At 69.1% G+C, this 20,334-nt stretch carries 20 protein-coding genes and 3 pseudogenes; 14 read left to right on the forward strand and 9 right to left on the reverse strand.

What is annotated here, in order from left to right:
* Nucleotides 1-747: 747 nt before the first annotated feature.
* Entirely contained in the window at nucleotides 748-1,023 is a 276-nt protein-coding gene (locus tag AB0E02_RS13460; protein ID WP_362138473.1) for a hypothetical protein, read from the reverse strand.
* An 828-nt stretch (nucleotides 1,024-1,851) separates the two neighbouring features.
* Entirely contained in the window at nucleotides 1,852-3,762 is a 1,911-nt protein-coding gene (locus AB0E02_RS13465; protein ID WP_362138475.1) for a hypothetical protein, read from the reverse strand.
* A gap of 234 nt (nucleotides 3,763-3,996) precedes the next feature.
* On the opposite strand from AB0E02_RS13465, the gene AB0E02_RS13470 reads away from it, so the two are divergent.
* Both AB0E02_RS13470 and AB0E02_RS13475 read left to right on the forward strand, forming a co-directional pair.
* Nucleotides 3,997-4,176 carry a hypothetical protein gene (locus AB0E02_RS13470; RefSeq protein ID WP_362138477.1) on the forward strand — a complete coding sequence of 60 codons (180 nt, stop codon included), beginning with the start codon at nucleotides 3,997-3,999 and terminating at the stop codon, nucleotides 4,174-4,176.
* 26 nt (nucleotides 4,177-4,202) lie between these two features.
* The gene (locus AB0E02_RS13475) at nucleotides 4,203-4,532 is read left to right on the forward strand and encodes a hypothetical protein (RefSeq protein ID WP_362138479.1); all 330 of its coding nucleotides are present in this window, start codon (nucleotides 4,203-4,205) and stop codon (nucleotides 4,530-4,532) included.
* Between the two features lie 83 nt (nucleotides 4,533-4,615).
* Here the strand turns inward: AB0E02_RS13475 and AB0E02_RS13480 are convergent, their stop codons facing one another.
* Nucleotides 4,616-5,881 carry a PLP-dependent transferase gene (locus tag AB0E02_RS13480; protein ID WP_362138481.1) on the reverse strand — a complete coding sequence of 422 codons (1,266 nt, stop codon included), beginning with the start codon at nucleotides 5,879-5,881 and terminating at the stop codon, nucleotides 4,616-4,618.
* 60 nt (nucleotides 5,882-5,941) lie between these two features.
* Here AB0E02_RS13480 and AB0E02_RS13485 point away from each other — a divergent pair, with 60 nt between their 5' ends.
* Together AB0E02_RS13485 and AB0E02_RS13490 are read left to right on the forward strand one after the other, a co-directional pair.
* A complete protein-coding gene (locus AB0E02_RS13485) occupies nucleotides 5,942-6,454 on the forward strand; it encodes an Lrp/AsnC family transcriptional regulator (RefSeq protein WP_362138484.1) in 513 nt (170 codons plus the stop codon).
* A gap of 346 nt (nucleotides 6,455-6,800) precedes the next feature.
* Nucleotides 6,801-7,274: a VOC family protein gene (locus AB0E02_RS13490; RefSeq protein WP_362138486.1), complete on the forward strand. Its 474-nt coding sequence runs from the start codon at nucleotides 6,801-6,803 to the stop codon at nucleotides 7,272-7,274.
* Here AB0E02_RS13490 and AB0E02_RS13495 read toward each other — a convergent pair.
* A pseudogene (locus AB0E02_RS13495) lies at nucleotides 7,202-7,534 on the reverse strand (DUF5996 family protein); the annotation flags it as partial. The gene AB0E02_RS13490 and the pseudogene AB0E02_RS13495 overlap by 73 nt on opposite strands.
* 394 nt (nucleotides 7,535-7,928) lie before the next feature.
* Here AB0E02_RS13495 and AB0E02_RS13500 point away from each other — a divergent pair.
* The 6 genes and pseudogenes from AB0E02_RS13500 to AB0E02_RS13525 all read left to right on the forward strand — a co-directional run.
* Entirely contained in the window at nucleotides 7,929-8,498 is a 570-nt protein-coding gene (locus tag AB0E02_RS13500; RefSeq protein ID WP_362138488.1) for an RNA polymerase sigma factor, read from the forward strand.
* 71 nt (nucleotides 8,499-8,569) lie between these two features.
* Entirely contained in the window at nucleotides 8,570-9,487 is a 918-nt protein-coding gene (locus AB0E02_RS13505) for a zf-HC2 domain-containing protein (protein WP_362138490.1), read from the forward strand.
* Nucleotides 9,484-10,287: an ABC transporter ATP-binding protein gene (locus AB0E02_RS13510; RefSeq protein ID WP_362138492.1), complete on the forward strand. Its 804-nt coding sequence runs from the start codon at nucleotides 9,484-9,486 to the stop codon at nucleotides 10,285-10,287. Before AB0E02_RS13505 ends, AB0E02_RS13510 begins: the two co-directional genes overlap by 4 nt.
* Nucleotides 10,284-11,639 (forward strand): hypothetical protein, encoded by a 1,356-nt coding sequence (locus tag AB0E02_RS13515; RefSeq protein WP_362138494.1) that lies wholly within the window; start codon nucleotides 10,284-10,286, stop codon nucleotides 11,637-11,639. Before AB0E02_RS13510 ends, AB0E02_RS13515 begins: the two co-directional genes overlap by 4 nt.
* Nucleotides 11,636-12,268: a hypothetical protein gene (locus AB0E02_RS13520; RefSeq protein ID WP_362138496.1), complete on the forward strand. Its 633-nt coding sequence runs from the start codon at nucleotides 11,636-11,638 to the stop codon at nucleotides 12,266-12,268. The genes AB0E02_RS13515 and AB0E02_RS13520 overlap by 4 nt, the downstream gene beginning before the upstream one ends.
* 214 nt (nucleotides 12,269-12,482) lie before the next feature.
* Nucleotides 12,483-12,860 (forward strand): annotated as a pseudogene (locus AB0E02_RS13525) (transposase); the annotation flags it as partial.
* 79 nt (nucleotides 12,861-12,939) lie between these two features.
* Here AB0E02_RS13525 and AB0E02_RS13530 read toward each other — a convergent pair.
* On the reverse strand, nucleotides 12,940-13,290 hold the full coding sequence (locus AB0E02_RS13530; protein WP_362138498.1) for a CrcB family protein: 351 nt from the start codon (nucleotides 13,288-13,290) through the stop codon (nucleotides 12,940-12,942).
* 447 nt (nucleotides 13,291-13,737) lie between these two features.
* On the opposite strand from AB0E02_RS13530, the gene AB0E02_RS13535 reads away from it, so the two are divergent.
* Complete coding sequence (locus tag AB0E02_RS13535; RefSeq protein WP_362138501.1) at nucleotides 13,738-14,589, forward strand: MIP/aquaporin family protein; 852 nt, start codon at nucleotides 13,738-13,740, stop codon at nucleotides 14,587-14,589.
* Between the two features lie 76 nt (nucleotides 14,590-14,665).
* On the opposite strand, the gene AB0E02_RS13540 is transcribed toward AB0E02_RS13535, so the two are convergent.
* Nucleotides 14,666-15,106 carry a VOC family protein gene (locus tag AB0E02_RS13540; protein WP_362138503.1) on the reverse strand — a complete coding sequence of 147 codons (441 nt, stop codon included), beginning with the start codon at nucleotides 15,104-15,106 and terminating at the stop codon, nucleotides 14,666-14,668.
* Nucleotides 15,107-15,169: 63 nt separating this feature from the next.
* Between AB0E02_RS13540 and AB0E02_RS13545 the strand changes: the two genes are divergently transcribed.
* The gene (locus AB0E02_RS13545; RefSeq protein ID WP_362138506.1) at nucleotides 15,170-15,532 is read left to right on the forward strand and encodes a hypothetical protein; all 363 of its coding nucleotides are present in this window, start codon (nucleotides 15,170-15,172) and stop codon (nucleotides 15,530-15,532) included.
* Between the two features lie 345 nt (nucleotides 15,533-15,877).
* On the opposite strand, the gene AB0E02_RS13550 is transcribed toward AB0E02_RS13545, so the two are convergent.
* Nucleotides 15,878-16,303, reverse strand: a complete 426-nt coding sequence (locus AB0E02_RS13550; RefSeq protein ID WP_362138509.1) for an MscL family protein — start codon at nucleotides 16,301-16,303, stop codon at nucleotides 15,878-15,880.
* Nucleotides 16,304-16,832: 529 nt separating this feature from the next.
* A pseudogene (locus AB0E02_RS13555) lies at nucleotides 16,833-17,084 on the reverse strand (amidohydrolase); the annotation flags it as partial.
* Nucleotides 17,085-17,554: 470 nt separating this feature from the next.
* On the opposite strand from AB0E02_RS13555, the gene AB0E02_RS13560 reads away from it, so the two are divergent.
* A complete protein-coding gene (locus AB0E02_RS13560) occupies nucleotides 17,555-18,817 on the forward strand; it encodes an alpha/beta hydrolase (protein ID WP_362138511.1) in 1,263 nt (420 codons plus the stop codon).
* A 22-nt stretch (nucleotides 18,818-18,839) separates the two neighbouring features.
* Complete coding sequence (locus tag AB0E02_RS13565; protein WP_362138513.1) at nucleotides 18,840-19,673, forward strand: MerR family transcriptional regulator; 834 nt, start codon at nucleotides 18,840-18,842, stop codon at nucleotides 19,671-19,673.
* A 372-nt stretch (nucleotides 19,674-20,045) separates the two neighbouring features.
* On the opposite strand, the gene AB0E02_RS13570 is transcribed toward AB0E02_RS13565, so the two are convergent.
* Nucleotides 20,046-20,255, reverse strand: coding sequence for a hypothetical protein (locus tag AB0E02_RS13570; protein ID WP_362138516.1), 210 nt, complete (start codon nucleotides 20,253-20,255; stop codon nucleotides 20,046-20,048).
* Nucleotides 20,256-20,334: the final 79 nt, after the last annotated feature.

A 20,334-nucleotide genomic window follows, 5' to 3' on the forward strand; every position in this document is an offset into this window, starting at 1 on the left:
CCACTCGCTACGACAAGACCACCGAGTCCTACCAGGCCGCCGTCACCCTCGCCTCGCTCCTGATGTGGGCGTGACATTTGAAGACATCTCCTAGGCCGGGCTGCCCGGGAGGTCACCTGCCTCACCTGCCACTCCGCCCAGTCACCGGGATATGCACCGCCCACAAAGGTGCATGTGGGAAATACCGCCAACGGGCGACTGAGGTAGGACGCCGTCGGCGGCCACGGAAGCCCAACTGGTGTCGTGAGAGAGGCTCATGTCGTTCCGCCTGAAGGCTCGGGCGTACCTTGTAGCAGCGGATGGCGGCGACGAGTCCCCATCGCTCGTTGTACTCACGCCTTGCGTGCGAGGCGGACACATGCTGGATGTAGCCGACGCGCAGCCGGCCCAACGGCTGAAGGGACAGGTGGGGAAGCTAGCTTGCCGGAATTGCGGCGGACACGTGACCGATCAACACTCTAACTGGCCGGCACTGTGGGTCGACGTCCGCAAGTACGCGGCCCAGCGCTGGGGTTGGTTCGATGCGCGTCGACGATGCAGGGAATGCAGGGAACGAAGTACGACCTGCTCGACTGGCTTTACCTGCACGTTCCTGTCGATTCCAATAGCCCAGCTGCTCAATTTGCTCTTGAGCCGGTCGGTGCGTGGGGTTGCGTCACCAGCGCGCGACTGTTGCGTTCTCGCGCCGCTGGTTGGGTGGTAGCGCGGTCCGCGTATGGCGCGCGGATCGTTGGGTGGTCTATTCAGTCAACAGCGAGGCATGACGGACAGATGGAAGAGCGCCAGCACCGCCGTCACCGCGATCAGCAGGTACTGCGGGCTGGGCACCGGCAGGTACGGCACCCTGTCGATCCGGTCGTTCAGCAGCCAGCCGACTTCTGCCAGCTGCAGTGCGGTCCAGCCGAGTCCGGCGCGGACCGCCCAGAACAGCGGGGCGCGGTGGCTGGCCGTTTCCCTGGGCATTCGCAGGCGTACTGCGGGGCGCCCGGCGGAGAGGTCCGTCCCGTCCCTGGATGTCTTCATCACCACTCCACACTGGCCGAACCGGCGCCCTCTCCCAGAGGTTCGTGTCCTGACTTCTCCGGGACAGGTGTCCCGGGGCGGCCGGGAAATGCCGTCACACGCAGGGCGTCAGGCCTTGGCGACGAACTCCCGCACCCCTACGCCCGCAGCCCGCTTTCCGGGCCGACCGGCAGGCTCGACCCACGGTGTCCCGGCTCGGGCCACGCCGTTGACAGCGAACCGAACCCGAACGACCGCCACGTCCTCCCCGGTCGTGCATCGCCCGTGCCGCTGACCACCCGGCCCGGCTCAGCCTCTGTTCCCCCGGACACGACTCGTCCCTGCCAGGAGAGTGACCATCGATCCTCAAGCGGTCAAGGAGTGTGTGGCGCCACTGAGGTGGCGGTAGCAGTCACCCCAATGTCTCGACGCCCAGCGAACAGCCTCGACACGCCACTCCGCCGCTTCCCACACTCCCGCGGCGAGCGCCACCCACCACGCAGCCGAGACCCATTGATTCACAGGCACGACTGCGCCCTGGCGTCTAAGAAACCAAGGACCAACGGGGTGACTTGCCGAAGACTGGCAGGCGAGAAGGCATCAGGACGGCGACTGCACACGAAGGGGATCAACAGGTGGGAGCGACAGACCTAGCAAGTCGGAACGCCCAACATGCCCTACGCGCCGTCCGGCTTCTGAGGCGAAAGCCCCTCGCCGGACCGCCCTGCCACAAAGCGGCTGCGCGGGCGAGGTCAAGGACTGGCCGCCATACGCCCGATCGGACCGCGTCCACGGCGTCCTCGTTGGCGGGTGGCCTGGTGGCCTGGTGGGCCGGAGCCCGTAGCCGACCTATCTCTTGGCCAACCTGGACTCGATGATGCCGATGGTGTTCCGGGCGCGTGCGCCCACTTCGTCATCAGACCTGGCGTGGTCGCGGAGTGCGGGCAGCGCGGGGTGGGCGGCTACGCCCATGAAGCCCAGATTGTTCAGCGCCCCTTGCGGATCGTGCGGGATCTGCTCGATCAATGCGGGCCAGGCGCTGTCCGCGTCGCCGGTGATTCGCCACAGCGCGTAGGCCGCGGCCACCCGCGCTTCGGCCGGCTCTGCCGCGCCGTCGCGCACACTGCGCAGGGCCGTGGCGGCGAGCTGCGCCCGCGGGCCCAGCTGACCCAGCTGATGACAGGCGTTGGCTTCGAAGCGCAGGCCGCGGCGGCTCTCGGTACGGATGGTGTGGCGTCGGCGCGCGAGGACGTCCAGCAGCAGATGCACCACTTCGTCATCCACTGACGCACCCAGTCCGCTCAGCGCCCCGATGGCGGACAGCCGGATCTCCGGGTCCGTTCCGGCGGCTGCCCTCCGCAGGGCCGACCGCGCCTGCTCGTTGGACAGCCCGTACCGGCGCAGGAACAGGCAGGCCTGATGCGCCGCTTCCAGGTCGTCGGAGTCGGGGCGGTCGGTGGCTGCAATGCGTCGCCTCAGCCGCTCCAGCGTGCCGATGACCTGGGGGACGGCCTGGCCGCCGCCGCACCATCCGTAGGTTTCGGTCAGCAACAAGCAGACCTCGGCGGACGGGATGTCCACGGCGAGCCGCTCCTGGAGGTGTGGCCACACCTGGTCCGTCAGGCCTTTGGCCGACCGCAACAGGCCTGGGGGGAGGGTGCCCTGACGGATCCGTTGCCGCATCAGGGGCAGGCATCGGGGGTCGCCTTGCCCCGTGAGAATCGCCAGAGCCTTCTCGAATACGGCGGGATCCGGGACTGGGGAACACAGAACCTTGGCCAAGGCGTCGCGATAGCCGTCGTGACAGCGCAGGCGGGGCGTATTGAGGGCAGCATCTCGCACTACGGGATCGGGATGGTCGAGCAGCTCCGCGACCGCCGATGCATGCGCCACACATCCCTCGCGGTCCTTGGAGAACAGCCGGTCAGCGGCCTCGACGAGTACGGGGGCCGTGGCGGCATCCAGACGGCCGTCCCACAGGCCGGGGAGCATGCGAGTCAGCCAGCGGGCACGTAGTGCGGGGGTGGGGTAGAGCCAGTGGTCGACCGTGGCCACGGGGCCGCGCGGCGCCGGGCCGCTCCATTCCGGGTCGCACCACGCCAGCTCCGCCAGCGCCGTCCCGGCCTCACCGCCGCACCGTGCGAGCGCTTTGACGGCTTCGTCGATCACCGCGTCCTCGGTCTCCGCGACAGGAGGAAGCAGCAGGCCCAGTGCCGCCCCCAACGCCTCGGCCGGTTCGTCTGCCATGCGATGGCACAGATAGTCGCGCACCTGTGGGACATCCGCGTACCGTCCCAGGGCCAGCAGCAGTCCGAGCCTGACCGGGGCATCGAGATCGCGCTCGCTGTGCACGCGCAGCTCGGGGACGATGTCGTCGGGGAGAGCATCCGTGTAGGCCAACACCACGGCAAGGATGCGACGCACCGCGGGGTCCGGGTGGGACAACTGCCCCAGGAGTGCGGGCAGCCCCGCGCTGACGGCCAGCGACAACTGCTCCGCCCATTCACCAGCAAGGAAGAAGCCCTCGGCGTCAGGCGCCGTTCCCAGCTCCGCGTTCAGCGCTTCCAGCGCCGCACCGCTGCGACTGCCCGGCTCGTCGAGTTCGACATCGAAGTCCCGGTGGATGACGGACTGCCAGTCGAACGCGACGGTGTCGGTACCCGATCCGTCACCGGTCCCAGGCCGGTCGGCGGTGTCAGGAGACCAGGGCCCGGTCGTGTCGGATGCCCCGGCGCCCGGCCCGTCGGCTGAAGAGTTCATGACTGGACCCTAACGAGGCCCCCCATGAACGCCGCCGAGTAATCCGGTAATTCGGTCGCTTCGAGCTGCGGGCTCGTCGCCTGCTCAGTCGACCTGCAGCTCGCGGTCCGGCCGGCACATGGAGCACGGCTCGCCCCCGACGGCCAGGGGCCCGGGGTTCATCCCATCCGACCGTCGCCCATCCGACCATGCGCGAGGCTGCGCAAGCCCCTGGGGATCAACCAGGCCGCGCTGGTGATCCAGATCAACCGCCTCGAACAGGACCTCGGCCACCCCATGCTTGAGCGCGCAGAACGTGGCAGAGCAATGAAACCGACTCCCTTCCGCACACGCGTGGCCGCCGCCATCCGGAAGTCGGTCCCCGTAGTCGAGTGTGAGCAAAATGCCCGGCAGTCGACATCCCCAGGGCGCTAACCTCCGACTGGAGCCGAGGAGGCGCAGTGGCACTGGGGAAGAAGGGGAGCCGGCGCATCGTCGTGGACGGGGTGACCTACCGGTGGCGACACCGTCGGCGGCCGACCTACAGCCAGGCACTGTGTTGGTCGCCTTGCACCTACGCCGCCGAGCGCGCTGAGCAACACGGGGCAATCCTGGTGGTCACCACTGATCGACCACACACCGGCAACTGGCTCAGCAGACAAGCCGCCCCGGTCCGACCTGCTGACGTGGCGAACCACATCCGCATCGCACTGGTCCGAGGATGGCGACCGACGCACCCCGGTTCACCCTTCGAGCTGGACCTCTCCGCCGGCTTCATATCCAGTCCTTGAGCCGTGGCAAGGCCGGTCCAGCGCGTCGTCGACCGCGACGACCGGCCTGGTCGTATCGGCCGGGCCGGTCGTCGTGTGCGCTTCTACCTGTTCGCGACCGCCGCCTCCCGGAGGGCCCTGCCCGGCTCCGGCTCCGTCCCCAACGCCCGGTCGAGGTCGGCCCACAGGTCCTCCACGTCCTCCAACCCCACCGAGAGCCGCAGCAGCCGGTCGCTGACCCCCGCGCCGCGGCGGTCGTTGGCGTCCACGATGCGGTGGCTGATGGACGCGGGGTGCTGGATGAGGGTGTCGACGCTGCCCAGGCTCACGGCCGGGGTGATCAGTCGGACGCCCGCGATGACGTCGTGGGGGTCGCCGGCTACCTCGAAGGCGACCATGGCGCCTCCGATGCGCGGGTAATGGACGCGGGTGACGCGCGGGTCTGCGGCGAGCCGATCGGCCAACTCCGCCGCGTTCGAGGACGCGGCTCGGACCCGTACTGGCAGGGTCGACAGGCCACGGAGCAGCAGATAGCCCGCGAGCGGATGCAGCACTCCGCCCGTGGCGAACCGCACCTGGCGCAGCCGCCCGGCGAAGTCCTCGTCGCAGGCCACCACACCGCCCATGACGTCGCCGTGGCCGCCCAGGTACTTGGTGGCACTGTGCAGGACGAGACGGGCTCCCTGCTCGACGGGCCGTTGCAGCACGGGGGTGGCGAAGGTGTTGTCGGCGAGCAGCGGGACGGAACCGCAGGCGTGCGCGACGGCGCTCAGATCGAGTTCGGCGAGGGTCGGGTTGGCCGGGCTTTCGACCATCACCAGGCCGGTGTCGGGGCGCAGCGCGTCCGCGATGCCCGCCGGGTCGACCCAGGTCACCTCGGAGCCCAGCAGCCCTGCGGTGAGCAGGTGATCACTGCATCCGTACAGCGGTCGTACGGCGACGACATGGCGCAGGCCCATCGCGTTGCGTACGAGCAGCACGGCGCTCAGCGCGGCCATCCCGGTGGCGAACGCGACCGCGCTCTCGGTGCCCTCAAGACGCGCGAGGGCGGTCTCGAAGCGGGCGACGGTCGGGTTGCCGAGGCGACCGTAGACGGGCGGGCCCTCCGGTTCGGCACCGTCGGCCGCGAAGGCGTCTATCCGGGCGGCCTCGCCCCGGCTGTCGTGCGAGGGGTAGGTGGTGGACAGGTCGATCGGCGGGGCGTGCACCCCCTGTCGCGCGAGGTCGTCCCGCCCGGCGTGCACCGCCTCGGTGGTGAGTGCCCGGGGTGCGGGCACGCCCGGGAAACGACGACCGGCGCCGTCTGGAGCATGGCCGGTTCCCTGCGGGTCGGCCGGTACGTCGTATGCGTCAAAGCTTCCGGAGTCCATGCTCGGGAGTCTGAACACAGAGCGGGGTCGGAGCGCTGGACCCCGTGTTACGTTCGGCATATGACGGACTCTGTCGTACTGGATCCGGTGGACCTCCATCTGCTACGGCTGCTGCAGAACGACGCACGGATGACGTACCGCGATCTCGCCGCGCAGGTCGGTGTCGCGCCTTCGACCTGCCTGGACCGGGTAGCCAGGCTGCGCCGCTCAGGAGTGATTCTCGGCCATCAGCTGCGGCTGGATCCGGCGAAGCTGGGCCGGGGCCTGGAGGCACTGCTGTCCGTGCAGGTCAGGCCACATCGGCGGGAGTTGGTGGGGCCGTTCGTGGAGCGGATCCGGGCACTGCCGGAGTCCATTTCGGTCTTCCATCTGACCGGGCCCGACGACTATCTTGTCCATGTCGCGGTCGCGGACATGGCGGATCTTCAGCGGCTGGTCCTTGACGGGTTCACCTCACGGCCCGAAGTGGCGCGTGTCGAGACCCGGTTGATCTTCCAGCAGTGGGACTGCGGCCCGCTGCTGCCGCCCCAGTCCGACGGCGCTCCCGCCCCCATGACAACATGTGTGGAGTAGAACCCGCTCACCTGCGAGGTTGTGGTCAGCTCGGCCCATGTGCGATCAGCCGGCATTGGCGGTGCGATGGGGTCATGATGCAGAGCATCGCGAAGCGGACCGTCACCTGGGGGCTGGGCCGTCACAGGGGGGCTGGTGAGCATCTGCGAGCGCGAGGGCATCGGCGGTGCGTTGACCACACTGGTTCTGTATCTGTGCAGGTCAGAGGTATTTGGCTAGCTTCCCGCCATGGTGGGAAGCAGTAGGTTGGCGACGCTCGGCGGCCGGCCGTGCCGGCGGGGGCTGGGCCCGGCGGGCTCTGCCGGATGGGAATGCCGGGCATAGGCTTCCGCCCTACGCTCGTCATATGTCCGACTTCCTCGCCGCCGGCGCCTCAGCCGACGACCTTCCCGCACCGGCCAAGGGTCTGCTGCTCACGCACTTTCTCACGGTCAGCGACGTCCCCCGCTCGCGGGCGTTCTATGCCGATGTGCTGGGCGGGCAGGTGGTGCTGGAGGAGAACCCCTGCATCATCAAGGTCGCCAACAGCTGGATCATCATGAACCCCGGCGGCGGGCCTACCGATGACAAACCCGACGTCGTCCTGCGCCCGCCGGAGGACCGCCACACCGTCTCCAGTTTCCTGAACGTACGGGTGGCGGACATCCACGGCTTCTACGCGGCAGCCCGCGCCAAGGGCGCCGAGTTCCTCACCCCGCCCATCGACCGGCTCGCCGAGCTGCGCTGCTACATGCGCGACCCGGATGGCTACCTCATCGAGGTCGGCCAGTCCACGGGCCTGCTCAAGGGCATCCTGGCGCGCACCGATACCGAAGCCTGACCACTGCACTGCTGACCGAATTCATCAGATGCGACGGACCGGGTTCGTGATTCCGCCGGGGCACCCCAGCGCCGCGATGTCCCATTCGGCGCGTCCGGCCCGGCCTGGTAGGCGCTTTCGTAGAAGGCGAGCACGGCGGCACGCGGATCGGCCTCGGCGTGGGCCGCGTCGTAGCGCAGCACGGTCAGGTGGCTGTCGGCGCCCGCGACCCACTGCGCGGACGCCGGGCTGAGCTGCGCTTCGGCAAGGCCGGCGGGCTCGGGGGCGGTGTACGAGTAGAACGCGGGCTCGGCGAAGGTGTCGTCGCCGAACCAGAAGCCCTTGGTCGGTCCGGGTACCGGTGGCGTTCAGCGCGTGGATGCCTGCCTCGCAGCACGCGGGCCGACCGGAGGTGCCCCCCTTCCACGAGCCCAGGATTTCCTCCGGCCGCACGGCCTCCCATATCGCCCACAGCCGGTCCAACTCGTCCGCGGTCACGCGTGAGCCGGCGGCTCGAATGGCGGCAATATGTGCGCGGGCCTGCTCGATGTCCATCCGGACTCCTCTCGAGAGACGCCGATACGCCCCGACAGTAACGCGCCGCTGCCGGTGCGCCCGGCGTGAACCAAGGGCGGCCCGTCGAGCGATAGAGAGGGCGTGAGACTGTTCCGCCCCATGGGGGCCGACCGAGATGACGACGATGAGGCACTGCTGCGTGCCGTGGCCCGGGGTGACCAGACCGCCTTGGCCACGCTCTACGACCGGCACGCCGGCTGGCTGCACGCGCGGCTGACGCGGCGCTGCGCGGATCCGGAGACGGTGCGCGAGGTCCTTCAGGACACATTCGTCACGGTGTGGCGCTCCTCCGGAACGTACCGGGGTGGTGAGCCCGGCGGCTGGCTGTGGGTGATCGCGGCGCGTCGGCTGGTGGACGCGCAGCGGGCGCACGCGCGGGCCGACCGCGTCGCGTACGAGCCGCCGGCGGCCGCACCGTCCACCGAGGACCGGGTGCTGACCGGGCTCGAATACGGGGATGTGGGCACCGCCCTCGACCGGATCTCGCCGGAGCTGCGTGCGGTGCTGCGCGCCACCGTTGTGGACGGCCTGACCACACGCGAAGCGGCGCTGCTGCTCGGGGTACCGGAGGGCACGGTCAAGACCCGGGCCATGCGGGCGCGCCGCGAACTGCGCCGCGTCCTGTCCCAGTTGTCCGATGGTGGCGCACCGTTGGGAGATCTCGCATGACGTGGAAAGAGGAACGAGCGGGAGACCGTGGGCGGGACCACGCCCGCCAGGCATGGCACGTGGACGCGGCGATGAGCGCACGCTACGCGGACGGTTCCCTCCCCGAGCCCGATGCGTGGTCCCTGGAGAAGCACGTGGAGGCATGCGTCCGGTGCGCGGCCGCGGTCTCGGAGGCGGTCTGTACGACGCAGGGCCCGGCGGCGGTACTGGCAGAGGTACGGGCCTCGGTGCTCCGAGCGATCGTGGAGACGGAACCGGCCGGCGCGGCCGGACAGCCCCAAGACCCGTCCGCCACGCTGCCCCGACGCCTCACCCGCGCCCTGTGGGCCGCCGGGCCGGCGCTGCGCGGACCGTGGGTGATCGCGCTGCTGCTGGTGTGCGCCGCGGCCGTGGGGCTGGCGTACGGAGCCGGATTCAACGGCGCCCGTCCTGTGCTGCTGCTGCTCGCCCCCGTGCTGCCGCTCACCGGCGTGGCGCTCTCCTACGGGCCGCATGCCGACCCGCTGTACGAGATCAGCGCCTCGACGCCGTCCGGCGGTCTCCGGCTACTGCTGACCCGGACCGCCGCCGTCCTCGGGGTGAGCCTGCCGCTGCTCACCACCGTCGGTGCCGTCCTGCCGGGCCCCGCGGGCGTGCCCGGTGCCGGGGCCTGGCTGCTGCCGGGCCTGGCCCACACGCTGGGCGCGCTCGCGCTCAGCTCGTACCTCGGGTGCCGGACCGCCACAGGGATCGTCGCCGCGGGCTGGACGTTCGCGGTCCTCCTGCCGGTACTCGCTTCGCGCGGCGCGGGCGGGGACGGCAGCGGGATCCTGCCCATGACCGCGCTCGCCGAGCAACTGGCGCAGTACCTGTCCGGCGCGCCCGCGCAAGGCGGTTGGGCCCTGGCCGGTGCGCTCTGCGCGGGCCTGCTCGCCCTGCGCCGCCATTCCTTCGACATCAGCCCGGGCACCGGCCGGGGCTCGCGTCTCGACCCTCGGGAGAACCTGTGATCAGCACGGACACCACCAGCGCCGTCAGAGTCGCCGGACTGACCGTCCGGCATCGCAGAACGGTCGCCCTGGACGGCGTCGATCTCGACTTCCGCCCCGGAGTGCACGGTCTACTCGGCCCGAATGGCGCCGGCAAGACCTCCCTGATCCGGGTCCTGGCCACGGTCGCCCGCGCCGATGGCGGACGCGTCGAGCTCCTGGGCCACGACCTGTCCGGCCACCGGGAGCTGGCGGCGGCCCGCCGCCGGCTCGGCTACCTGCCGCAGGACTTCGGGTACTACCCGGGTTTCACCGTGCGGGAGTTCGTCGCGTATGTGGCCTGGCTGAAGGAGATGCCGGGTGCGCGGGCCGGCGCGGCGGTTGAGCGGGCCGTCGCACGTGTCGGGCTCGCGGACCGTATCGACGCCAAGGTGAAGACGCTGTCCGGCGGCATGGTGCGACGGGTCGGTATCGCGCAAGCCATCGTCAATGATCCGGCCGTGCTGCTGCTCGACGAGCCGACTGCCGGTCTCGATCCCGAGCAGCGGGTCGAGTTCCGTTCGCTGCTGCGGGAGTTGGGCTCGCAAGCCACCGTGATCGTCTCCACCCACCTGGTGGAGGACGTGGCTGCCGCGTGCACCGAGGTGACCCTCATCGAGTCCGGACGGGTGGCCTACCGAGGTACACCGGCCTCGCTCGCCGAGATCGGTGCGCAGGCGGACGGCGCGGGAATCGGGGGCAACTCCATCGAACGCGGCTATACGATCGCGCTGCGCGCCCACCGCGCCGGCACCGCCTCCACCGCGGGGGTAGACCGATGACCGCGCCGCCCCTCGTCCGGCCGGCCACCGCGCGCACGCCGCGACGCCTCCGGCACGCTCCCCACCCGCTGTACGCCGAGCTGTGCAGCGGCCCGGCCCGCTGGGCCGCTCTCGCCACGTTCCTCACCCTCCTCCTGCCACTGGCGGCGAAATCTGCCCTGTGGCAAGGGAGTTGGGGCCACACACAACTACAGGTCCACACCATGACCACCCTGCTCGCCGGGCCCCTGGCCGCGGCCGCGGGGTGCTGGCAGGGCGGCCGGGAACACCGGTCGCGCACGGCGGAGCTGCGGTTCTCCGGCGCCAGGGGGCCGCTCGCACAGTTCCTGGTGTCGGCCTGGCCGGTGGTGCTCGGAGTCCTCGCCGGCTACACGGCCGCCGTGGCCGGAGCGCTGCTGGCCAGCTGGCCGTACGTCTCGGCAGGCCGGCCGCTGCTCCTGCCGCCGTTGGCGGACGCGGTGTTCCTGACCGCGATGACGACGGCCGGGATGGTCGTCGGACGACTGGTGCGGTGGCGGCTCGCCGCGCCTGCGCTCGCGGTCTGCGCGTATGTAGTGCTCGGCTTCCCTACCTACCGCAGTGCGGCCGTCCGCTTCCTCAGCCCGGCGGCGGCTCCCGCCCTCCCCGCCCTGCCGGTCTGGTGGCAGCCGTTCGCGATGGCCGCCTGGACGGGCGGCCTGGCCGCGGCCGCCGTCGTCGTCCACACCGCTCGCCGCCGCAGGTACGCCGCCCTGCTGCCGTTGGCCGTCGCGGTCGCCGCCGCCGTACCCGTCGTGCGGACCGGCGCGGGCATGTGGCACCCGGACCCGCTCCGGAAGGCGCAGGTGTGCGACGACTCGTCCCCGCGCGTGTGCGTCAACGCCCTGGACCGCGGCCTGTTGCCGGAGGTCTCCCGTGCCCTGTCGGGGGTCACCGGCCGGCTCGCGGGGGTCGCGAACGCCCCCGTTCGCTTCGAGGACCTGCACCGCGCTCCGCACCACGACGAGGCGCAGCTGCCCCAGCTCTACCTCGGCCAGAGCGTGGTACGCGGTGAACTGGCCGATCCCGAGCGGTTCGCCTGGGAGGCCGCGGCCGGGCTGGTGTCGCGTGAGTGCGACGCCACCCGTGCCGACCCCACCGATGCCGCCGTGCGGGACTGGCTGGTCTCCAACAGCCTCAGCCGGCGCCGACGGGAGGCCGAGGCGGCGCGTGCCCGGCAGTGGGGAGACCAGGCGGCGGTCGCCAGGGCCGAGGCCGACGCCCGGGCGCTGACCCGTCTCGCGGCCATGCCCGACGCCCGCCGGCGCGCCTGGCTCGGCCGCTACTTCGCGACCGCCGGCAGCTGCGACGCGAACGGGGGGCCCGTACTGTGAGCCGCCGCATTCCCGTATACGCACCCACCTACGGATACGCCCTCTTCGCCCGCTCACGCGCCCTGCCCCTGACCGTTGCCACCCTCCTCGGCACCGCGCTCCTGGCCGCCGTGTGCGCCCACCACCTGAACGCCTACCTCGACCCGGACCAGCGGGTGCCGTTCGTGGCCCTCGCGCCGATGCTCGCCGCCTCGGCCATCGGCACCAGCCTGCACCAGCACTCACCGGAGCTGGACCGGACCGCGGTGCGGCCCGCGTGGCCCCGGCGACTGGCCCACCTGCTGGCACTGACCCTGCTCGCGGCCGTCACTCTGGCGCTCGCCGTGCCGGGGCATGTGGAGACGTTCGGCGCCCTTGCGATGGTCCGCAACCTTCTGGGCGCGGTGGGGATCGCCGCGGCGTCCGCCGTCGTTATCGGCGCCCGGCTCAGCTGGCTGCCGACGGTCACCTATCTCAGCGCGGTCTACCTGGCAGGCGGCGCCGCTTCCGGCCGGGCCGCCATGGTATGGGCCTGGGCCGTGCAGCCGGGAACGGAAGCCGCCGCATGGGCACCGGCGGCCGGCGTCTTCGTCACGGGCGCGGTGCTCCATGCGGTCCATGGAGCACGGGCGGAGAACCAACGGGCCTGACGGTCTAACAGTTCTGACGGCCTGTCGTAGGCGGTGGCTTTGTATCTCAGTGCGGGAGTTCGAGGAGACTATGGGAGTCACCTTCTGACCGAGTTTGCGATGTCGATTCTTTTTTGGGTTCTGGCACAGATCTTGGGGAGCAATCACGGAGGGTGTCGGTGTCGTTCGATTGAAAGGGCGGTTGTGAACCCCGGCTGCCCGGCTCGAACGCTCGCTGGGCATCGGTGTATCCGCTGCCAACGTCCACGACAGCGAAGGACTGAAGCCGATGGGCGAGGGTCACCAAACGAGACACGACCCTCGCCCCGGCCGGCATTTCACACCCCAACGTCTCCATGCAGACAAGGCATACGACACCCCTCACCTGCGGAATATGGATCCGAGGGAAGCGCATGGGCGTCCGCATCGCACGCAAGGGCGTCGAGATCAGCCATCGATTGGGACGGCGCCGTTGGGTGATGGAACGCACCAACTGTCCGGCTATCGCAGACTCAGCCCTCGCGACGAACGCGACCCCCGCAACTATCTGGCCTTTCTCGGACTCGCCGCCGCCCTCTGCTGCTACCAACGTCTGATCAGCCTGACCACATAGGACACGTTCTTAGCCGGGCAGCCGGAGCCCATGGCCGACCCCGGCCCCAACAAGTCCGGTGGTACCGCCGGATGCGGCGTCAGCTGAGGCTGAGGAAGACACCCATGGCTGCGGCGGTCAGCCCGATGAACCAGCCGGTCAAGGAGTTGAGCAGCGCGACCCCGTGTCGACCACTTACCAGCAACTGACCGGCCTCATGGCCGCAGGCGCTGAATGCGGTGACAATGCCGCCCAGCAGAATCGTGCCGCTGGTCATCCGGTGCAGATAGGCCCATCCCGCCAGCGCGCCGAACAGGAAGCACCCGACGAAATTGAGGACGAACGGGACCCAGTGCGTAGGATTCCGGAAACGCGACCGAAGGTGCCGCTCCGTCCCGTAGCGCAGCGCCGCGCCGCTCAATCCACCCAGTAGCATCAGTAGTAGAGACACGGGAAAGCTCCCTCTTGCGAACGCGCGACAACGGAGTCATGATCGCGCTGCCGCCTCCTATCCGCGATACATATCGCGGATAGGAGGCGAATCACCGGCAGAAAACGGGGCCTGTCTCTTCCACCTGTAGTCGACCGTCCCCGAAGGGTACGGCAGGTGGATAACAGTGCCACTGCCCAGTCGGCACGTCGCGGTTTCGGCGAACCGTTCCGCCCTGACTCTGCACAATAACCCTTGGCTCCCGGCAGGAATCCCACCGCGCGCGGGCAGAATCACCGAATGCCACACGGCAACTCTGACGGAGCAACCGCATCGCCCCGTCAGAGTGATTACGCCTTGTCAGTCGGACTTCGGGTGGCGTGAGTGTCCGCAGTCCCATGATGATCAGGCCTATAGCCCCGACGCCGGCACACTGAGCTCTGACTCGCCGAGGAGACGCCGATAACCATGAGCGAACCGGTGCGAAAGCCACAGCTGTACCGTGAACTCTCTGCAGAATTCGTGGGCACGATGGTCCTTATCCTCTTCGGGTGCGGCGTTGTGGCTCAGGTGGTAGCTGGAGGCGCCCTCACCGATCCGAAGGGTGGACTGGGCAATCACGACAGCATCGCCTGGGCCTGGGGGCTGGGCGTCACTCTCGGCGTGTACGTCGCGGCCCGCCTCAGCGGCGCCCACCTCAACCCGGCCGTGACACTCTCCCTGGCCACCTTCAAAGGCTTCCCGTGGGCCAAGGTCGCGCCCTACGCTGTCGCCCAGACAGCTGGCGCCTTCGTGGCCGCACTGCTGGTGCGCTGGAACTACACCGAAGTATTGGCCAGGGCTGATCCGACGCACAGCATCAAGACGCAGTTCGTCTTTTCCACGCTCCCGGGGAACGGTTCGACCACCGCCGGAATTCACGAATGGGGCGCGTTCCGTGATCAAGTGATCGGCACCGCCCTGCTGGTACTCCTCATCTTCGCGATCACTGACCTTCTGAACACGCCGCCCGGTGCCAATCTGGCCCCATTGATTATCGGCTTGGTCGTGGTCGCGATCGGCATGGCCTTCGGCACCGACGCCGGCTACGCGATCAACCCGGCACGCGACCTCGGCCCCAGACTTGCCAGCTTCATCACGGGCTATGGAGGCGCCTGGCGAGACCAGTGGGGCAATTTGTATTTCTGGGTGCCCATCGTCGGACCGCTGATCGGCGGCGTCATCGGCGCCGGCTTCTACAAGTTCCTCATCGGCAACTTCCTGCCCACAGCCGAACCCGAGCCCACCGGCCGAGTCCCCGCCCCGGGCGGGCAGTCATGAACCATGGCCGGCCGCGGCGTCGCACAGGCCCGGCTCAAGATGCTCTCGTTCGGCTGCATGGTTCGGTTCCTCCTTCTCAGCGCAGTTGCTCGGCCAGCCCGACGATGATGCCCTCCGGGCCGCGGATGTAGCAGAGCAGATAGCTGTCCTCGAACCGGGCGATCTCGCCGACGAGTTCGGCACCGTAAGGGCGCAGGCGGGCAACGGTGTCCTCGATGTCGTCGACGGCGAACATGACGCGGTGCGTGCCCACAATGTTGTGCGGCCGGTTGCGCGGCCCGGCGCTGATCACCGCGGGGCTGTGGTATTTCGCCAGCTCGATCCGGCTGTGACCGTCCGGGGTCCGGACCATCGCGATGTCACAGCGGACGCCGTCGAGTCCGGTGCACTGGTCGGCGAAGAGGCCCTCGACCTCGGCCCTGCCCTCCAGTTCCATACCGAGTTCCACGAAGAACGCGATGGCAGCATCCATGTCCTCGACGACGATGCCGACGTTGTCCATACGCTGAATCGCCATGCTGGTTTCTCCTTCTTCTTCGTGCGGCCGGTGGTGGCCGCTGATGTCCCGGGGACGGAGCCGATGGCGCATTCTCGACATCCGCAGACCGCCGAACTCCAAAAAATCTGGATCGGGCCTCAGCACCGCTACAGCATTTCCTCGTGGGAGTGGTTTCGACCAGTCAACGGGCCGCTGCCGGTGATCTTCCGGTTGTCTCTTGGCCAGCAGGCATGGCACGCACCGGCAGACCATGCGCCGACACGCGCGGAGCAGAGGGGCCACTATGACCGACGGGACGGTTTGGTGGTCGCGGTAGTGGGTGATGAGGCCGTTCTTGACGGTACCCACGGCGATGCAGACATGTTGAAGGGGCCTTCCGCGTGCACCAGTCGGCCCACACCGGGCATCTCGATCACGCTGGTATGCGGGGCGGTGGTCTGGTGAACGAACCCATGAGCGCGAAGGGGGTGAGGGTTCCGCGACCAGGCGGGGCTTGCGTGGTCCTGGCGCCGGGTTGCACGTGCCGACCGGCCAGCTGGAGCGTTGCCCTCAGCTCTGCCTGGCTCCCGCCAAGGCGGTGAGGGCGCGTCGGGTCTTGTTTTCGGGTGCTCGGAGGACCTCACTCCGCGCTCCCGCAGCGCGTCTTCCAGCTCCCGCCGCTTGCCCTCGGCTCGCGCGGCGGACTCCTCGGCGTCGTCCTCGTCTGCCCCAGCCGATTCACCCGCGCTTGGTGAGGGTCAACGGCGTCCTGAGGCGCTCCGCGGCCTGGGGTGCACTCTGCTCCGGTGGCTACGCGGCGGGCTGCGTGGTTCCGCAGTAACGGCACTTGGTGGCCCGGACGGGGATGTCCTCCGAAAGGCAAGCCGGGCACGTCTTGGCCGGCGGCGGATCACCGAACACCGTGACCCCCCTCCGTGCCTGGAAGGTTTTGTAGGGAAGGACGAGGCAGAAGTACACGACCGCCATGAAAATGACGAAATAGATGACCGCGGAGATGAAGGAGCCGATGTCGAGGTATGTCCTGCTGTTCCCCGGAGTGCCGAGCTGCCAGCCCAGTCCGGCCGAGTGGCCGCCCTGCGCGCGGGCGATGATCGGGTTGATCACGCTGTCGGTAAAGGCCTTGATCAATGTGCTGAAGGCCAGAGCCACGACCAGCCCCACGGCCAGAACGATGACGTCACCGCGCATCAGGAAATTCTTGAAGCCCTTGAGCATGTCCGTTCCTCGCCGCTTAGTGATCACTCGGGACCCGCGATGCTGTCTGTCGTCCCATGCGAACCGAATCGACTACGTGCAGCAACCGATACTGCGCCGGACGAGTGAGCCGCCTTCCTCCGTCTCTGACGGATTCAGCAATCGACGCGTCAGTCGGCGTGCAGGAGCGAAATCGACGAAGTAGCTCACTAGCGGTAGGGCTTTCGGCATCGAAGGTCTGGTCCTGATGTCCGATGGGAATGTCTGAGCTCCAGCTGCGTGCAGGGATTCCCCGGTCGGGGAGGAGGCGGTACGTCTCGCTGCCTGGTGGATCGGAGGTCAGCGTCCGACGCCCCCGGCGGCGATCGCGGCGACACGGGCGTAGACGTTCTTCAACCGGATCAACCGCACCATCGAGGAACCGGCCGGCCAGACTTGTGGCTGAGCCCGGAGTGGCTCTTCCCCACTGGTCAGGCAGTGGGGACTGAGAGCTCGTCGGGAGACCGGGTGTCGGCCTCTTTCGGCGCGGCGAGCGGCCGTAGCCGCCTGGTCAGCGGCCGGCGGCTTCCTTGCGGCGCAGCTCCGTCCAGGCCCGGGGGCCGAGGTCGGGCCTCAGCAGCACATCGGCGGCGGTGCAGGCCAGGGCCGCGGCGGAGGCCAGCATCGCCTTGCGGCCCGCGGGAGCGCCGGCCGCTTCGGCGAACCGGGGGGTGTGGTCGGACTCGTCCGGACCCAGGATGGCGACGAACGGGTGGATCGAGGGGACTTTGACGCTCACGTTGCCGATGTCGGAGGAACCGAGGTTCTGACGTGGCTCAAGCTTGCTCGTGAGGGCTTCTCAGGCTGAAGCGACGGGACGTTAAACAACAAGCTCAGGGGGAGACGGGGCGCGTTGTCGGGCTTTTCGCACCGCCGGGGCGAGGCGGGGGACGAGCCGGAGGTGGGTGACCATGCCGAGGACTTCGACCAGGGGGCGTATCGGGGCCCTCCGAGGTGTTCCTTGGTCTGGTCTTCGGGCGCGTGGCGTCGGGGTCGGCTCGGTACCTCTCCGGTGCTGGGTGCGATACGGGGTGTCGGGGACCAGGGCGACGGCGATGAGGTCGGGGCCGTGGTCGTCGCCTGGCCGGGGGTGGACGCGTTCAACGAACGGGCCGACCCTGATGGCGACGTCCTGCTAGCGGCCTGGTGCCCAGGGCGCTGGGGTACGCAAGGTGGCGAGCATCGCGCGGAAAGTGTCGACGACGGCCTGGTCCTCGGGGGAGAGGGCGCCGGGTGCGTGGCCGCATCGGCGAAAGAGACGACGGTTCATCGGGCGGTGGTGTTGTCGGGCGTCTTGAGCACGCGCGGCAGGTGGACGTGGAGGTGCTCGACTTCGACCGGCGGCCGCGGTCGCGCAGTGCCCGGGCAAGGAGTTCGGTGAGGCCGCTTGCCCTTCTCCGGACCAAGGAATTGATCACGGGCGGTCGTCTTGAGCAACCCAAGGCCGCGTTCGCGGAGTACTTGAGGCGGTGGTGCTTCTTGACGACCTGTTATGAACAGGTGCTCGACGGGCACGCAGGTGAGGGCGGTACGGCGGTCATGTCACCGCAGCGGTTGACCCTGACGCAGGGGCAACCTCTCAGCATGGTTGGCATGACTACACAAACCGATGCGGCCAAGGTCGCCGGACTGCGGCACCGGACGATCACCGGCATACCAACCGACGGTGGGGAGCGGACCGAGGAAGGCGACAGGACGATGCGGCATTTCACGATCCACCACCAGGGCGTCAGGATCCCAGTATCCCGCGGTGGCCGGGGACGACCGCTGGTCCTGTGTCCCGGGCTGAACTCGACAGAGGCCGACCTGCACAAACTGACCGAGCTCCTTCGACGCGACTACGACGTGGTGACCTTCGACCTCAGGGGCCATGGCCTCGCCTCGGCCGCTGATCGGTACTCTTTTGACGCGTTTTTGGGCGATCTCGTCGCCGTGCTGGCGGAGCTCGACTTGCCCTCGGCACCTGTGTTGGTGGGCTACTCGCTGGGCGCGGACCTGGCAGTGCACTATGCCGCCGAGTTGCCTGACGCTGTCGCTGAGCTTGTTCTCATCGACGGGGCGAACCCGCTGCCCGAACCTTTCATCAGTGAGGCCGACCTAGCGGAGTTCCGCGGAATGACGGACGACCTGGCGACGCGCCAAGAGGCCGAGCTGGCCAAGGGCACCGCGCATCAGGTGTTGCTCACCGCGCAGAACATCCTCGACCTGAACCTCGAAATTGATGTGGTTCGCTCCGCAATCCTCGACCAGTACCGGAAGATCGACCACCCCATCCGCATGATCATGTCGACCTCCATCGCCGGCGACAGCACCGAAGGGCGTGCGCCGCGGCACAACCAACTCTGGCGTGCCGGCATCGAGCGACTCCTCCGTGAGCGTCCACACGTCTTGACGTACTGGCTCGACACCGACCACAGGTTGGTCTTCACCCACGCCCCGGAAATTGCGGAGATCATCCGGAGCGCACACCACCCGGCTGGCAAGCCCCATTGTTAAGCGCTTCTAGGAGACTGGTCCGATGCTGACCATCGGCGAGCTGGCGTCGTACGCCGGAGTAACGGTGCGCGCGGTGAGGCACTATCACGCCAAGGGACTGCTGCCGGAGCCGGAGCGGGACCACTCCGGCTACCGGAGGTACGACGCCAGCGCTGTCGTCGAGCTGATCAAGATCCGGACCCTTGCCGAAGCCGGAGTCCCGCTGGCGCGTGTGCGGGAGCTGCTGCAGGCCGACGAGGAGGAGTTCGCCGCGGCGGTCGCGGACATCGACAAGCGGCTGCGCGCGGAGATCAGGGAGCGGCAGCGGCACCGGGAGCGGATCGCCCGCCTTGCCTCCGGTGACCACCTGGCGCTGCCCCCGGAGGTGGTCGAGTATCTCGACCGGCTGAGGGCGCTCGGGGTCGACGAGCGGATCGTCCAGGTCGAACGCGACGGCTGGATCCCGCTGGTCGCGCTCTCACCCGAGCGAGTCCCGGAGTGGATGGCACGCAAGCAAGAGCAGATCGCCGACCCGCAGCTCATCGGCTTCTACCTCACGCTGAGCCAGGCACTCGACCGCACCGACGACGACCCCCGGCTGGTCGAGTTGGCCGACAAACTGGCCGCCTACATCACTCAAATGGCCGACGAGCAGGGCGAGGAATACATCGACGACATCGACATCGAGCCACCCCTCGTCAAACTGATGGACACCCTGGCGTTCAACATAGTGCCGCCAGCCCGTCGGCTGATCGAGCTGCTCAAAGAACGAGGCTGGACCGGCTGGACCAAGCTGGAGCGCGTGGACCCCACAGGCGGTGTGGCCGGAACTCGGCAAGAAGAAACTGCGGTACAGCGTTCCCGGCGTGAGCGGTGACGGCAGGCGGGGTCCTGACGGGCGAGCGCGAGGGCCACTGCGGCCCCGCCTGGGGCGGGGCCGGTGGTGTGTTGGTGTGGGAGGAGTCAGACCCGGGGCCCGGGTTGCCGGCACCTTCGCCTCGGGTGATGGGGCTGGGGGCGGCCCACCGGGCCCAGAACGGGTCTTCGTGCGCCCACTCCTGGATGTCGAGGTAGAAGCCGCGGATGCGCATCATGACGTCGATGCGTGAGCGTCGCTCGCGGACCTGGCCGCTCTTGTCGGTGTAGGTCACCAGCAGCTGCTTCCAGCCGTCGATGACGTCGTCGGGGATCCTGGAGGTCCAGGGAGGCAACCCAGCCGCGGCGCGTACGCGCTCCAGGCGGGTGCGGGTCATCGGCGGGCGCCGGGGCGGGTGGTGAGCCAGGTGGTGACGGCGGCGGCCGCGATGCCGATGGAGCGGTGCAGGGCCGCGTCCAGCTCCATCCATGCGCTGCCCGGCCCGGTGAGCTCCGAAGTGGGCTTGCCGTCGTCGTCGACGCGGGCGGCCTTGCAGTGCTCGATGTAGCCGGCCTTGCCGGTCTTCTTCGCCAGTATCGGCAAGGTCGGATATCTCGGCGTGCGGAATAGAGCCATCGCTGTGCCCCTCTCGGTGGTTGATGGGGATCTCTGAAATCGGCCG

The sequence above is a fragment of the Streptomyces sp. NPDC048196 genome (assembly GCF_040652715.1).
Lineage (GTDB): Bacteria > Actinomycetota > Actinomycetes > Streptomycetales > Streptomycetaceae > Streptomyces > Streptomyces siderophoricus.